At 64.5% G+C, this 14,800-nt stretch carries 13 protein-coding genes; 4 read left to right on the plus strand and 9 right to left on the minus strand.

Annotated features, from left to right (window positions below; genetic code table 11):
* Nucleotide 1: 1 nt before the first annotated feature.
* The 5 genes from PHO31112_RS01860 to PHO31112_RS01880 form a co-directional block, all read right to left on the minus strand.
* The gene (locus PHO31112_RS01860; RefSeq protein ID WP_150618923.1) at nucleotides 2-874 is read right to left on the minus strand and encodes a branched-chain amino acid ABC transporter permease; all 873 of its coding nucleotides are present in this window, start codon (nucleotides 872-874) and stop codon (nucleotides 2-4) included.
* 37 nt (nucleotides 875-911) lie between these two features.
* Entirely contained in the window at nucleotides 912-2,108 is a 1,197-nt protein-coding gene (locus tag PHO31112_RS01865) for an ABC transporter substrate-binding protein (protein WP_150618924.1), read from the minus strand.
* 394 nt (nucleotides 2,109-2,502) lie between these two features.
* Nucleotides 2,503-3,843, minus strand: coding sequence for a LysR family transcriptional regulator (locus PHO31112_RS01870; protein ID WP_150618925.1), 1,341 nt, complete (start codon nucleotides 3,841-3,843; stop codon nucleotides 2,503-2,505).
* A gap of 7 nt (nucleotides 3,844-3,850) precedes the next feature.
* Nucleotides 3,851-4,210, minus strand: a complete 360-nt coding sequence (locus PHO31112_RS01875) for a protocatechuate 3,4-dioxygenase (protein ID WP_150618926.1) — start codon at nucleotides 4,208-4,210, stop codon at nucleotides 3,851-3,853.
* Nucleotides 4,207-5,049 carry a gallate dioxygenase gene (locus PHO31112_RS01880; RefSeq protein ID WP_150618927.1) on the minus strand — a complete coding sequence of 281 codons (843 nt, stop codon included), beginning with the start codon at nucleotides 5,047-5,049 and terminating at the stop codon, nucleotides 4,207-4,209. The genes PHO31112_RS01875 and PHO31112_RS01880 overlap by 4 nt, the downstream gene beginning before the upstream one ends.
* Nucleotides 5,050-5,262: 213 nt before the next feature.
* On the opposite strand from PHO31112_RS01880, the gene PHO31112_RS01885 reads away from it, so the two are divergent.
* The 3 genes from PHO31112_RS01885 (at nucleotide 5,263) to PHO31112_RS01895 (ending at nucleotide 8,023) form a co-directional block, all read left to right on the plus strand.
* Nucleotides 5,263-5,931, plus strand: coding sequence for a GntR family transcriptional regulator (locus tag PHO31112_RS01885; protein WP_010805592.1), 669 nt, complete (start codon nucleotides 5,263-5,265; stop codon nucleotides 5,929-5,931).
* A gap of 86 nt (nucleotides 5,932-6,017) precedes the next feature.
* Nucleotides 6,018-7,082 (plus strand): aromatic ring-hydroxylating oxygenase subunit alpha, encoded by a 1,065-nt coding sequence (locus PHO31112_RS01890; RefSeq protein ID WP_150618928.1) that lies wholly within the window; start codon nucleotides 6,018-6,020, stop codon nucleotides 7,080-7,082.
* Nucleotides 7,079-8,023: a PDR/VanB family oxidoreductase gene (locus PHO31112_RS01895; RefSeq protein WP_150618929.1), complete on the plus strand. Its 945-nt coding sequence runs from the start codon at nucleotides 7,079-7,081 to the stop codon at nucleotides 8,021-8,023. The genes PHO31112_RS01890 and PHO31112_RS01895 overlap by 4 nt, the downstream gene beginning before the upstream one ends.
* Before the next feature lie 97 nt (nucleotides 8,024-8,120).
* Here the strand turns inward: PHO31112_RS01895 and PHO31112_RS01900 are convergent, their stop codons facing one another.
* The 3 genes from PHO31112_RS01900 to mdlC all read right to left on the minus strand — a co-directional run bounded on the left by PHO31112_RS01900 (nucleotide 8,121) and on the right by mdlC (nucleotide 12,792).
* The gene (locus tag PHO31112_RS01900) at nucleotides 8,121-9,506 is read right to left on the minus strand and encodes an MFS transporter (RefSeq protein ID WP_150618930.1); all 1,386 of its coding nucleotides are present in this window, start codon (nucleotides 9,504-9,506) and stop codon (nucleotides 8,121-8,123) included.
* A gap of 105 nt (nucleotides 9,507-9,611) precedes the next feature.
* Nucleotides 9,612-11,081, minus strand: coding sequence for an aldehyde dehydrogenase (locus PHO31112_RS01905; protein WP_150618931.1), 1,470 nt, complete (start codon nucleotides 11,079-11,081; stop codon nucleotides 9,612-9,614).
* Between the two features lie 82 nt (nucleotides 11,082-11,163).
* Entirely contained in the window at nucleotides 11,164-12,792 is a 1,629-nt protein-coding gene (mdlC, locus tag PHO31112_RS01915; protein ID WP_150618932.1) for a benzoylformate decarboxylase, read from the minus strand.
* A gap of 264 nt (nucleotides 12,793-13,056) precedes the next feature.
* Here mdlC and PHO31112_RS01920 point away from each other — a divergent pair, with 264 nt between their 5' ends.
* On the plus strand, nucleotides 13,057-13,962 hold the full coding sequence (locus PHO31112_RS01920; protein ID WP_150618933.1) for a LysR family transcriptional regulator: 906 nt from the start codon (nucleotides 13,057-13,059) through the stop codon (nucleotides 13,960-13,962).
* A gap of 15 nt (nucleotides 13,963-13,977) precedes the next feature.
* On the opposite strand, the gene PHO31112_RS01925 is transcribed toward PHO31112_RS01920, so the two are convergent.
* Nucleotides 13,978-14,676: an adenine nucleotide alpha hydrolase gene (locus PHO31112_RS01925; RefSeq protein ID WP_150618934.1), complete on the minus strand. Its 699-nt coding sequence runs from the start codon at nucleotides 14,674-14,676 to the stop codon at nucleotides 13,978-13,980.
* Nucleotides 14,677-14,800: the final 124 nt, after the last annotated feature.

Here is a 14,800-nt window from a genome sequence, read left to right on the forward strand (position 1 = left end):
CTCAGGCACGGCCGACCAACCCTTGCGGGCGGATCAGCAGAATGGCCAGCACGGCCAGATAGATCATGAAGGCACCGAGTGCAGGCACGTAGTAGCGGCCCAGCGTATCGATCAGGCCCAGCAGCAACCCTGCATAGAGCGAGCCCCGCAGACTGCCCAGACCGCCGGCAGCCACGACAATCAGCACCAGCACCAGATACTTCAGGCCGTAGTACGGTTCGAGCGGCAGGATCTGACTGGAGAGCGCGCCCCCCAGTCCCGACAGCCCGCAGCCGATGGCGAACGTGATCGAAAACACGAGCGGCACATCGATGCCGACGCAACGCGCCATGCGCGGATTGTCGACCGCGGCGCGCAGCTTCGCACCGAACGGCGTGCGCTCCAGCCCCCACCAGATACCGAGGGCCACGACGGCGCTGCACACCAGTGCGAAGATGCGATAGACGGACACCGAGAACGCACCGAAGTCCCACGTACCGCGCAGCCCCTGCGGCACGGGAATCGTTTGCAGCTCCGTTCCGGCGAGATGCTTGGCAACCGCGCAGATGATGAACGCGAGTCCGATCGTCATGAGCAACTGCCCCAGACCGTTGGCCGTGTAGACCCAGCGATACAGCGTGCGCTCGAGCACGGCGCCCAGCACCATGGTGCCAAACACCCCGACGAGCAGTGCGGCGAAGAAATCGAGCCCGGCGCGCTGCATGGCCCATAAAGTGAAATAACCGCCGATCATGGCGAAGGCGGAGTGCGCGAGGTTCACCACGCGCATGACACCCAGCGTGACGGTGAGACCCACGGAGATAAGAAACAGCAACATCCCGTAGGCCACACCGTCTATCGACAACGACAGGAAAGTGGCAAGCGATTGCGTCATGACAAATTACCGAACGAACTAAACGACGACGCCTGCGTTACTTGGCAGCCACCTGGGGGTGGCTCACGTGCCACGGCTCGACCACCGACTTGTAGGTCTCGATGGGCTTGTTGCCAAGCTTTCCGTCGATGGACTCCACGCGCCGGATGTAGACGTTCTGGATGATTTCACGCGTCTTCGGATCGATCGACACCGGGCCGCGAGCGCTGGTCCAGGCATAGCCCTTGACGGCAGCGATGGCCTTCTCCCCGTCTTTCTTTCCCTTGGTGGCCTTGATCATCTGCGCGATGAGCGTCATCGAGTCGTAGGCCGCCACCGAAGCAATCGACGGCAGCGCGCCCGGGCCGTACTTCGCCTTGTAGGCTTTCACGAACGCGGTGTTCTCCGGCGACGTCAGATACGGCGAGTAGTGCAGCGCGGTGATCGTGCCGAGGGCGCTGTCGCCAATGGCCGGCAGATCGGATTCCATCGTCTCCGTCGTAGCGAAGAGCCGGATACCGGCCTTGTCGAGTTCGCGCTCCTTGAAGGCCTTCACGAAGCCTGCCGACATCGGGCCCACGGGCATGAACATGAAGACGGCGTCTGGCTTTGCATCGCGCACGCGTTGCAGGTAGCTCGAGAAGTCGGTGGTGCCCAGCGGCACCTTCACTTCGACGGCCACCTTGCCGCCCGCCTTCTTGAACGTCTCGCTGTAGGCGTCGATGGCGTCGTAGCCCGTGGCGAAGTCGGCCACCACGATGGCGGCGTTCTTCACGCCCTTGCTGGCGGCGTATTCCACGAGCGGCACGCTCACGGTCCACTGCGTGAACCCCGTGCGCACGAAGTACGGCGACTTGAGCGTGACGTTGGACGTCCCCGAGTTACCGATCACGAGCGGCGTCTTGGTCTGGTTCGCCACGTCGGCCATGGCCAGCACGTTCGGCGTGTACGAGCCGCCGAACAGGTACTGCACCTGATCGCGCACCACGAGTTCCTGCGCAAGCTGGCGCGTGCGCTGCGGATTCACGCCGCCTTCGTCGCGCTCCAGGATCACGAGCGTATCGTCGCCAACCTTGTTCTTGTTTTGTTCGAGCCACAGGTTAATGCCGCGACGGTACTCCGTGCCCCACCACGACGCCGAGCCGGAGAACTGGCCCAGCACGCCGACCTTGATTTCCTCCGCGCGTGCCGAGACGGCAGTGAGTTGAAAAACGCTCGCAAGTGCTACCGCGAGCCACAGATGGCGCTTCGTCATGGTGTCGTCTCCTCGTCGGCGTCGTGCGCCGCTCCGCTTTTTTGATGTGGCGCGCCGGGGGGTTGGCGCACCTTTTCAATGTGTCCGGAACAGCTTAGGCAACCGAGAAGGGGACGTCGAATGAAACTCCCGCGTCGAGCGTTGCGTTTTTCGTATATCCCCGAGATTTCCCCTACGTTATGTGACGTTTTTTTGCGAGGGGAATTTCGCGCTGCGGGACACGCGGCGCTCTCTTGGCGAAACGCCCGCCGCACAAGGCTCGGCGAGCACTCATCAGCGACGGTCTCGCAAACCGGAAACGGCGCGCGCGTGAAGGAGATCAGACATGCAACTCATGGCGAATTCGGCGATTTTCGCCGCGCTCGCCGACGATTTCACGAACACAGCATGCGGATTACGTCGGATGCTGCATCGTCGGCGCAAGCGCACGGAGTTCGTCGAGCAACTGCTCCGCCGCCGGCGACAGCAAACCATCGCGGCGGGTGGCGACACCGATGGCACGCCGCGCGTGGTGCAGCGGCACCGGCACGACGGCCAGCTCTCCCGTGCGCAACTCCGACGTGATTTGCACCGGCGAGAGCAGCGCGAGCCGGTCGCTCGACGACAACAGCCCACGCACGACCGGCGAACTGCTCGCGTGGACCTGCGTCTGCGGCAGCGGCAGCCCTTCCGCATGAAACACGCGCTCGAAGACACCGCGCGCGGGCGTACATGGCAGCGGGCTCACCCAGCCGTACCCCGCGAGGTCCGCAAGCGTGGGCGTGCGTCCCGACGTCAGACACGGATGGTCGGCACGCGCGACCACCGATAGATGATCTTCGAACAGCGCCTCCTGACGAATGTCCGGCGGCACGTCGTTCGCACGCAACGCGCCGACGATCAGGTCAACATCTGCCTGACGCAACTGCCGCACGAGCGCTTCATAGGTGCCGTCGACGACGGTCACGCTCAGATACGGCGACTTATACAGCAGGCTGTCGATGGCTTTGGGCAGCAGAAAGCCGCTGGATAGCGGCAACGCGGCCACGATCACCGTACCTTGCTGACGGCCGCCGAACGGCGCGAGTTCGTCTTCGGCAATCGCCAGTTCGGCCAGCGCCCGTTTGACCGGGCCAAGCAACGCCTGCGCTTCGTCCGTCAGACGGGTGCCGCGCGGCGTGCGGCGAAAGAGCTTGATGCCGATGAGGTCTTCAAGCTGATCGAGATTGCGCTGAATCGTCGGCTGCGAGCATTGCAGGCGACTCGCTGCGAGCGGCCCGCTCCCCAACTCCGCCACGGCGATGAAGCTCGTGAGGTGCTGAGGCGCGACGACCGCCGCGAAACGGCTCGCCGCGCGTGCGCCGCCATCGGCCTGCGACGCCGTAGCGGCGAACGCCTCCCGGTAACCGTTGGCCAGTTCGGCAAGCGCGCGCGAAGCACGCACCCCAAGGCGCTGGCCGGCCGCATTCGGAATCAGACCGCGCCCGCTGCGATGAAAGAGCGGGAAACCCAGTTCTGCCTCGATGTCGGAAATCGAGCGCGCAACGGCGGACTGCGAAAGATGCAGCATGCGCGCGGCGCGTGCGACCGAATCGCATTCGAGCACGGCGACCATCGCGCGCAAGCCTCGCAGCTTGCGGCACAGCAACGCCGCCTCGTTGCTCTGCGGCGCCCGGCTCCAGGTGCCGCGTTCGTGGCACGCCAGCCGGGGTGCGGCCGGCGTATTGGTCAGACTGACGACGGCGTCGATGGACATGCCCGGCTCAACGCATGGTCGGCACGCGACGCGTAGCCATGAACTCTTCGAGCGTCTCGCCGCGCATGAGGGCATAGACTTCGAGATTGGTCTTGCGCACCACGCGAGCGAACTTCTCCAGCACGAAGAAATTCACGCCGTGACGCACCAGACCCAGCCAATCCTGCGCCAACACCATCGCCTGCTCGTCGGCGCTCAGTCCGGCCGCCGTCATTGTAGCGACGGGATCGCTCAGATACGTCTCTCGATTCTCTGCGCGAATCATGTGCCAGAAGAAGCGATTGAGCTTGAGCGTGCGGTTGCTCACGCGCAGATCGAACGCGTAGGTACCGGTGATCGCCTCGATCCCTTCGAGTTGCGGGTTCATGCGGCGTTCTCCTCGTAGAGCGCGACCGTCATGGCAGTGGTCGTCGCCAGGTAATAGTTCAGATGCAGACGCCTGATGTTCGGGCCAAGCGCGCCGCGCATCGACAGCCACATGATCTGCTCGACGCTCTCGGCGCCGCCGCGCTCGACATAGTCCACATGCTTGAGTTCGGTCAGCTTCTCGGGCTGGTGCTCGAGCAGTTCCAGGAATTCACGATCCCACGCTTCGTCGTTGTAACCCGCGCGCTCGCCGTGAATCTGGTGCGAGAGACCGCCCGTGCCCACCACGACCACACGCAAATCTTCCGGATACGACTCGATGGCGCGACGCACCGCCTGACCGAGGCGATAGCAACGGCGGCCCGTCGGCAACGGGTATTGCAGCACGTTGATGGCAATCGGCACGACCGTGCCCGGCCAGTCCGGCTTGTGCGGCCAAAGCAACGGCAGCGGTGACGCACAACCGTGATCGATGGGTTTGTCCTGGAACACGGTGATATCGAATTCGTCGTTCACCAGCGACTCGGCAATGTGAGCCTGCAACGCCACGTCGCCCCGGATCGGCGGTAGCGGACGCAGCCCCGCGCCTTCGTCGGCAATCGGGAACGCCTCGCCCACGCCCAGCGCAAACGTCGGGTACATGTCGAAGAAAAACGTGGTGGCGTGGTCGTTGTAGAAAAACACGAGAACGTCTGCCTGCTTCTCGGCCAGCCACTTCGCTACCGGCTCGTAGCCCTGAAACAGCGGCGCCCATGCGGGGTCCTGCTGCTTGCCCTTGTCGTACGCCACGCCGATGGTCGGCACGTGCGACGTACCGATCCCCCCAATGATGTTTGCCACGCGAAGTCTCCGTCTTTTGTCTTGTGGTGCCGGGCAGCCGAATGACACTACCCGCATTTATGCAGCGCCGAGTCTATCTGGGATCCCATATGAACATAAAGCAGGGTATCTACTGATGCGTTTTGCCATTATGGGATCCCATAATAAGCAAAAGCCGGATCTGGCAGGCTCCAGAACGACCGGCAGGCATTCCAGAAAATCGAAAGGAGACGCATGCTGCATCCCACCCCGACCACGGTTCAATTGCGCGAGATGATCCTCAAGGGCGACCTCGCGCCGGGCGAACGTCTGGCCGAAGCCAAGCTCGCGGAGCAACTGGGGGTCTCGCGCATGCCGGTCCGGCAAGCGCTGCCGGTGCTCGCCGAGGAAGGACTGGTGGTGCGTGCCGGGCAGCGAGGTTATGCCGTGCGAGCGCACACGCGGGAGGAGAGTGTCGAGGCGCTGCATCTGCGCGGCGCCCTCGAAGGCTACGCCGCGCGCCTGCTTGCCGAAAAAGGCGCGAGCGCCGAGTTGCTCCATCAGTTGCGCGATCTGCTGGCCGAAGGCGACAGCCTGCTCGCCGGGCACACCATGACCGCTGAAGTGCAGATCGGCTACGCGTCGCTCAACGCGCGCTTTCACGATCTGCTCGTCACCGGTGCGCGCAATCCGCTGCTCGAAGGTTTCATCGCGCGCTGCAACCTGGTGCCGTTCGTCGCGCCGCGCACGGTGGCGTTCGGGCATGACGATCGCCGTCAGTATGCGGACATCATCGCGTATGCCCATCGCCAGCATCACGCCATCGTCGAGGCGATTGCCGCACGCCAGCCCGATCGCGCCGAGTTCATGTGCCGTGAGCACATCGTCACACAGGAACACAGCATGGGCGCGCAGTTGCTCTGACACGCGCCCCCCCCGACTTCATCCCTACCATCCCCTATAGAAACGAGATCGCACCGCTCGAAGGTGCGCCAAGGAGACAAACGATCATGTTCCTCAAAAATACCTGGTACGTCGCCTGCACCCCGGACGAATTTGCCGAGAAGCCGCTGGGCCGCAAGATCTGCAACGAACCGATGGTGTTCTTCCGCGACGGGAACGGCAAGGCCGCCGCGCTGGAAGACTTCTGCCCGCATCGCGGCGCGGCGCTGTCGCTGGGCTTCGTCAAGGACGGCCACCTCGTCTGCGGCTATCACGGCCTGACGGTCGACGGCGGCGGCAAGTGCACGAAGATGGTCGGTCAACGTGTCGGCGGCTTCCCGAAGACGCGTGCGTTTCCCTGCGTCGAGCGTTACGGCTTCATCTGGGTCTGGCCGGGCGACCCCGCACTCGCCAACGCCGACGAGATTCCGCATCTGGAGTGGGCGGTGAGCGATCAGTGGGCGTATGGCGGCGGGCTGTACCACATCAAGTGCGACTATCGCCTGATGATCGACAACCTGATGGATCTGACGCACGAGACGTATGTGCACGCGACGAGCATCGGTCAGGAGGAAATCGAAGAAGCGCCGCCGAAGACGACCGTCGAAGGCGACATGGTGATTACGGCGCGCCACATGGAGAACATCAAGGCGCCACCGTTCTGGGCAAGCGCGCTGCGGGCGAACGGTCTTGACGATCAGGTGCCATGCGACCGCTGGCAAGTCTGTCGCTTCACGCCGCCGAGCCACGTGATGATCGAAGTGGGGGTTGCGCACGCGGGTCATGGCGGTTACCACGCACCGGCCGACAAGAAGGCCGGCAGCATCGTGGTCGACTTCATTACGCCCGAGTCGGACGAATCGATCTGGTATTTCTGGGGCATGGCGCGCAGCTTCAAGCCGGAAGACGCCGAACTCACCGCTGCGATCAAGCGTGGGCAGGGCGGTATCTTCGCCGAAGACCAGGACGTGCTCGAAGCCCAACAACGCAATCTGTCCGCGTATCCCGAGAAGCCGATTCTGAAGCTCAACATCGACGCGGGCGGCGTGCAGTCGCGCAAGGTGCTCGACCGTCTGATCGACGCCGAACGCGCCAGTGCCGCCAACGTGCAGCGTCTGGGGAGCGCGGCATGAAAGTCAGGCTGGCGAACAAGCGCGATGTCGCAACCGACATCTGCGAATTCGAGCTGGTGAGTGTCGACGGCAGCCCGCTGCCGGCATTCACTGCGGGCGCACATATCGACGTGCATGTGGCCGACGGCCTCGTGCGTCAGTACTCGCTGTGCAATGCGCCCGGCGAGACGCATCGTTATTGTGTGGGCGTGTTGCGCGACCCGGCGTCGCGGGGCGGCTCTACCGGCATGCATGCGCTCACGGCCGGCACCACGCTGGAGATCAGCGCGCCGCGCAATCACTTCCCGCTCGCCGAGCAAGCGCAGCACAGCATTCTGCTCGCCGGCGGGATCGGCGTGACGCCGATTTTGTGCATGGCCGAAGCGTTGTCCGCAGGCGATGCGTCGTTCGAAGTGCATTACTGCACTCGCGAGCCCGCACGTACCGCGTTTCGCGATCGCTTCGCGCGAGACGATCTCGCGGCGAAGACGCGTCTGTACTTCGACAATGATGGCGAGCGCGCCGATCTCGACGCCATCCTTGCGCAACCGTCCGGCGGCAAGCATCTGTATGTCTGCGGCCCGGCCGGCTTCATCGAGGCAGTGCTCGCCCGCGCGGAAGCGGCGCAATGGCCGGAAGGCAATGTGCATCGCGAGTACTTCGCCGCACCGGCACAGGCAGACACCGGCGGCGACCAGTCGTTTCAGGTGAAGCTGCATTCGAGCGGCCGTGTGATCGACGTGAAGGCCGGAGAGACTATCGTTGCGGCGCTCGCCGCTCAGGGCGTGGAAGTGCAGATGTCGTGCGAGCAAGGCGTATGCGGCACATGTCTCACGCGCGTGATCGACGGCACGCCCGATCATCGCGACGTCTACCTGACCGACGAAGAACGCGCTGCCAACGACCAGATCCTGCCGTGCTGCTCGCGCAGCAAATCGGCCATGCTGGTGCTCGATCTGTAACTCGATATGTAATGCATCGCCGTCTGCGTCGGAAGACAACAGCCCCGCTCGCGATGCGAAGCGGGGCTGTTGTCTTTTCATGAATCGCCGGACCGCGTTACAGCGTCCGGTCCTTCGTCTCGCGCACAAGGACGGTCGAGATCAGCGCCATCGCCGCAAGGACGAGGAAGTAGACGATGACCGGCCAGATCTGTCCGTGACTCCACGCCAGCAGACTCGCCGCGATCATCGGCGCCATTCCGCCGCCCAGCACCGTGCCGATCTGCTTGCCGAGCGACACGCCCGAGAAGCGCACGCGGGTGTCGAACAGTTCCGAGAAGAAGCTGCCTTCCGGGCCAAACATCATCGGATGAATCACGCCCGCACCGATCACAATGGCCATCACGACCAGCGCCGTCTCTTTGCTGCCCATCATCAGAAAGAAGGGATAGATGAAGATCACGGTGGCGGCCAGTCCCATCAGGAACATCGGGCGGCGTCCCAGCTTGTCGGAGAGCATGCCGAATGCAGGGATCGTCAGCATCGCGAGAATGTTCGCGTACAACACGCCGTCGGCCATCATATTGCGCGGCAAGCCCAGCGTCTTGGTGCCGTACGACAGCGAGAAGATCGCCACCAGATAGAAGAAGCTCGTCTCGGCCAGACAGATGAAGAACGTGACGAGGGTCGGCCGCCAGTAATGCGTGATGACTTCCACAACCGGCACCTTCGCGATATCGCGATGCTGTTCTGCCGCCTTGAAGCTCGGCGACTCCTCCACCTTGAGACGCACATACGTACCCAACGCCACCAGCAGCAGACTCACGAGGAACGGCAAACGCCAGCCCCAGGTGAGCAAATCGTCTTCCGGCAGCCGCGTGATGAGCACGATGGCGAGCGACGCGCCCACGATCGATGTCGGTCCTGCGGCCTGAATCAGTCCGCCGAAGAGCCCGCGCAGATGGGCAGGCGCACCTTCGACCGTCATCAGCAAGCCGCCGACGGATTCCCCGCCGAGCGCGAAGCCCTGCACGAAACGCAGCGTCACGAGCATGATCGGGGCCCACATGCCGACCTTGTCGTACGTGGGCAGCAGACCGATCATCGTGGTGGCCACGCCCATCAGAATCAGGGTGAACAACAGAATCGACTTCCGGCCGATGCGGTCGCCGAAGTGGCCGAACACGATGCCGCCGATGGGCCGCGCGATGAAGCCGACGGCGAAGGTGGCGAACACGGCGATCATCCCCGTCATCGGATCGAGTTGCGGGAAGAACAACCGGTCGAACACGATGGGCGCGAGAAAGCCGTAGATGAAAAAGTCGTACCACTCGATGGCGGTACCAAAACAACTGGCCGCCACCACACGGCCGTAGTTTGCCGATGTGCCCGGCGTGGCTGTCGCGGCGGCAACGCCGGTGTCGTGGGGGTGAGCCTCGCCGGGGCTGGCATGGCCGGACGTTGCACCCGCCCCCGCGGGGGCGGTTTCGTACTGTTGTGACACGGTTGTCTCCTCCGGCCGTCTGTTCCGGTCTCCCGGCTGCGGCGGTATGGTGGGTCTTGCGTTACCTTATGTGGCGCCCGTGACGTCCGGGGCGTCGGGCGTCGCTCAGAATGGGTAGTGACGCGGGGTGGTCTGCACCGTCATCCAGCGCAGATCGGTGAATTCGTGAACGCCGGCCTTGCCGCCGAAACGTCCCCAGCCGCTCGACTTCACGCCGCCGAACGGCATCTGTGCTTCGTCGTGCACCGTGGGGCCGTTGATGTGGCAGATGCCCGATTCGATGCGTTTGGCTACGCCCATCGCCCGCGCGATGTCGCGGCTGAAGACGGCGGACGACAGCCCGTAGGCGTTGTCGTTGGCGCACGCGATGGCCGCTTCGTCGTCCTTCACACGCACGATGCCCTTGACGGGACCGAACGACTCTTCGCTGTAGATCTTCATGTCGGGTGTGACGTGATCGAGCAGCGTGGCAGGCATGAGCGTGGTATCGGCACGGCCGCCGCACAGCAGCTTCGCGCCCTTGGCGAGGGCATCGTCGATCAGCGTGTTGCAGCGCTCGACCGTCGCCATGTCGATCACCGAACCGAGCACGACCGGGCCTTCGCGCGGATCGCCCAGCGGCAGCGCACGCGCCTTGGCGGCGAGCTTTTCCACGAAGGCGTCGGCAATCGACTCCGCCACGACGATGCGCTCTGTCGACATGCAAATCTGTCCGGAGTTGGCGAACGCCCCGAATGCAACGCCGTTCACAGCGGCATCGAGATCGGCATCGTCGAGGACCAGACACGGCGCCTTGCCGCCCAACTCCAGCACGGCGGGTTTGAGATGTTCTGCACACATCGTGGCGATGATGCGGCCCACGCGCGTCGAACCGGTGAAGTTCACGCGACGCACGGCGGGCTGCGCGATCAACGCTTCGACGATGGCGCCGGCGTCCTTCGGCGCGTTCGTGATGAAGTTCACTACGCCCGGTGGCAAACCGGCTTCCTCCAGCGCGTCGGTAATCAGGCCGTGCGTGGCCGGGCACAGCTCCGAGCCCTTGAAAACCACGGTGTTGCCGCAAGCCAGCGGCAACGCCAACGCGCGCACGCCGAGAATGACCGGCGCGTTCCACGGCGCAATGCCGAGCACCACGCCCGCGGCCTGACGCACACCCATCGCGAGACTGCCCGGCACATCCGACGGGATGATTTCACCAGCGATCTGCGTCGTCATCGCGGCAGCTTCGCGCAGCCCCTGCGCGGCCAGATGTACGTTGAAGCCCGCCCATAAGCCGGACGCGCCCGTCTCCGCCGCCATGGCGGCCTGAAACTGTTCGACTTTCGCTTCCAGTTGATCGGCGGCCTTCATGAGCAGCGCGCGGCGTTCGCCGGGGCCTGTGTTCGACCATGCGGGAAAAGCGTCCCACGCGGCGTGCACGGCGGCGCGGGCGTCGTCGGCGGTGGCAGCGGGGGCGCGCGAGGCGACTTCGCCGTCGAGCGGATTGCGTCGCTCGAAGGTGACGCCGTGCGTCGCGCCGACGCGCTTACCGGCAATCAGCATCGTCAGGGCTTTGGCATCTTGTTGGGTAGGCATTGGCATTCGTCTCCTTGCTCGATGGTTCGTCACGCAATGGCGCGCGGCGCGCGGGAGGACCGGCGCACGCACTCGCCGTGCATCATGCCACTACGATTTCGACGAGACGTGTCTCGCCACTCGCCATGGCTTGCGACAACACGTCGCACAACTCGCTTCCCTGTTCGGTGCGCTGTGCGCGCACGCCCATGCCCTCGGCCAGACGCACGAAATCGAGATCGGGCAGATCGGTGCCTTGCACCGGGTCTTTCGGCCCAAAGCCGAACGACGGCGCGAAGTCCTGCAACGCGGCATAGCGACGGTTGTTCAGAATCACGAACGTGATGGGCAACCTGGCTTGCGCTGCACTCCACAGGCCCTGAATCGAATACATCGCAGAGCCGTCGCCGATCAGGCAGATGACGCGCCGCGCCGGATGCGCCATCGCTACACCGACCGCCGCAGGCATGGAGTACCCGAGGCCGCCGCTGTTCATCGTGTAGAACGTGCCCGGCAGCGTGAAGGGCAGGTATTGCTGCATGACCGAGCGCGCACTCGGCGCTTCTTCGACAACGATGTCGTGGGCATCGCGCACTTCGGCAAGCGTTTGCAGCGCAAAGGCGGTTGTCATACGTTCGCCCGGCGCGTTCGCCGTAGCCACGGGCGGGATGGCGCGCGCGGGCGGCAATGCGCGCTCGCCAGCGATGTCGCGGGCGAGCAGCGCCTCCACACCGAGCCGCACGTTGCCCACCACGGATGCGCCGACCGGCGTCCACGCCGCCACGCCCGGATCTTCGATCAACTGGAACAACGATGCGCCCTCGGGAATATGTGGCCCCGCGCCTTCCACGTGATAGGTGAACGCCGGGGCGCCGATCACGAGAATCAGATCGTGACCGCCTAGCAGACCGACGATCTTCTCGCGCATCGGCGGCAGGAAGCCGGCGAACAGGCGGTGATTTTCGGGGAACGCACAGCGGGCGCACATCGGTGCGGTGAAAACGCGAGCGTTATGCCGTTCGGCCAGCGCAACCACGGCGTCGAACGCCCCAGCCCGGTCGATGGACGAACCGACGACGAACGCCGGACGCGCGCACGCATCGAGCGCCGCCCCCAGTTGCGCAAGCGCCACCGGATCGGGCTGCACACGTGTGCTCACCTGACGCGGCGGCAACGCCTCGGCAGGACGATCCCAATCGTCCACCGGAATCGAGACGAAGACCGGCCCCTTCGGCTCCTGCATGGCAATGTGATATGCACGGGCAAGCGCCAGCGGCACGTCTTCGGCACGCGCCGGTTCCAGACTGAATTTGACGTACGGCTGGGGCAACTCCGTCGCGCGCACCGATGCGAGGAACGGATCGAACGGCAGAATCGAGCGCGCCTGCTGGCCGGCGGTCACGATAAGCGGCGTCTGATTCCTGTAGGCCGTGAAGATGTTGCCCATCGCATTGCCGACACCGGCGGCCGAGTGCAGATTAATGAAGGCCGCGTTGCCGGTCGCCTGCGCGTAGCCGTCGGCCATGCCGACGACTACCGCCTCCTGAAGACCCAACACGTATTCGAAGTCGGCGGGGAAGTCGCGGAACAACGGCAACTCGGTCGAACCGGGGTTGGCGAACACTTTGGTCATGCCGTGGCGGCGCATCAGGTCGATGACCACCTCACGAACGCTCAGGACTTGTGGCGTACCGGCGCGGTGGCCCGCACGAAGTTCTCGGCTGTCTGTCATGGATGCGGTTGTCTCGTGCCGCCGTCGACGCGCGAGCGTGACGGCGTGGTTCTAGTATGGGCTCGGGCTGCGCGGCCTGAAGCCGGCGCGGCAGGTAGATCGGTAGATCGATTGCGACGAGCGATGCACACGAGTATAGGCAGCCGATATATGCACCGGAATTGCTTTTACGTACCGAAGTCATTACGCTTTTGCATGACTTTTCGGTGCCGCTGCGCGTTGCCATCATCGCGATCGGCCTCCCCGTCTTCCTCTCGAGTTTCCATGAGCCTCAATCTCCAGCAATTGCGCGCCTTCACGACCATTGTCGCGACCGGCAGTCTCGGTCGGGCCGCCACGGAGCTGCACCTCACCCAGCCCGCGTTGAGCCGCACCATCAAGCGGCTTGAATCCGATCTGGGCGCGCCGCTGTTCGAGCGTCACAGCAAGGGGATGGAATTGACGGCGTTCGGGCAAGCCTTGTTGCCGCACGCGATGCTGCTCGAGCGCGAGGCCGACCACGCGCGCGAAGAGATCGATGCGTTGCGCGGGCTCGCCAAAGGCATCATCAAGGTTGGCGCCGTCGGGGCCATCGCGAGCCACGTGCTGCCGCTCGCCGTCGATCGTGTGCTCAATCGCTGGCCGAATCTGCGTGTGGAGATCATCGAGGGGGTGTGGGATCGGCTCGCGCAAGGGCTCATGCGGCACGAGATCGATCTGGCGCTCTCGACCGTCGCACCCGACACCGAGGACATCGTCGCCATCGCCGACTGCCACTGGCAAGACGACAGCTACGTGGTGGCCGCGTGCGATCACCCGTTGCGCCGGCGCAAGACCCTTGAACTGGCCGATACACTTTCGCAACGCTGGGCGATTCCGCCACGCGGCACCGCACCGTACGCGCATATGCAAGGCGTGTTCGCCGCACACGGGCTGGGGCTGCCGAACATCGTCGTGGAAACGCGCTCCGTGCCCGTGCTCAAGAGCATGGTCGCGCGATGCGGTTTTCTGACATGGATGCCCGAGCCCATGTACGACGTCGAAGCGCGGGCGCAGGTGATGGATACGTTACCGATTGCGACCGTGCGCGCCACGCGCACGCTCACGGCGTTTCGCCGCCGTCAGGGGATCTTGCCGAGCCCCGCGGCCAAACTGCTCGACGAGTTGCGCCAATTGACGGCGCCCGGCTGATGTCCCGCGACTGGCTCAGCCCGGCGCGGACACGATGTGCGCGCGGTGGTACGGCGTGCCGCCGTATTCCTTGGGGCCGTGAATCGTCTCGACCCGCTCGATGCGCCACGGCACCGCCTGCGTGAAGCGCGGGCCATCGTAGGCGAACGTGTGGAACTCGCCGTTCTCACCGCACGCGTCGACACCTGCCGGAAGATCGGCCAGCAACGACGCGTCGTATTCGCGGCCAACGAATTCCGGCCCGAGATGACGCCCGTCCACACAAACGATCACCGCGCGATAGCCTAGTGAGATGAACTCATGCGCGAGCGTCAGACGCTCGCGCTGCCACAGCGGCAGCACGGCGGTCATGCCCGCTGCCGCGCACACTTTCTCTTCCCAATCGCGATGCGGCTGCAAATCGATGTCGCCGAACAAGCCATGCGTAATGCCGTCGGCCCGCATCGCCTGCAATCGGGCGACGAACGCCGTCTCGTACTCGCGCCAGCCGGCATGTCCGACGTCGAGCGCAATACCGAGCGCATCCGCCTGCGCCTGCATCAATTCACGTGGCAGGCCATGCGAGCGTGAGCTGTCGCCGGTGTCGTCGAACATCGCCAGCAAACGCCGCACGTCGTAGTGCGGCGCGCCGCTCGTGTCGCACGACAGGGCGTGATGCAGGGCAAGGCAAGAATCCTTGCCGCCACTCCAGGAGAAAAAGGCAGGTGTGGGCATGGGGTCTCGTAAGCCGGTCAATGGGGCGAGTCATCGATCCATCGGAATGACGGATCGCACAAATGCAAAGCGGACCCCGCAGGGTCCGCCCTTGAGACTTGCGGGTTGCGATGTTTCCATCGAC

The sequence above is a fragment of the Pandoraea horticolens genome (assembly GCF_902459555.1).
GTDB lineage: Bacteria > Pseudomonadota > Gammaproteobacteria > Burkholderiales > Burkholderiaceae > Pandoraea > Pandoraea horticolens.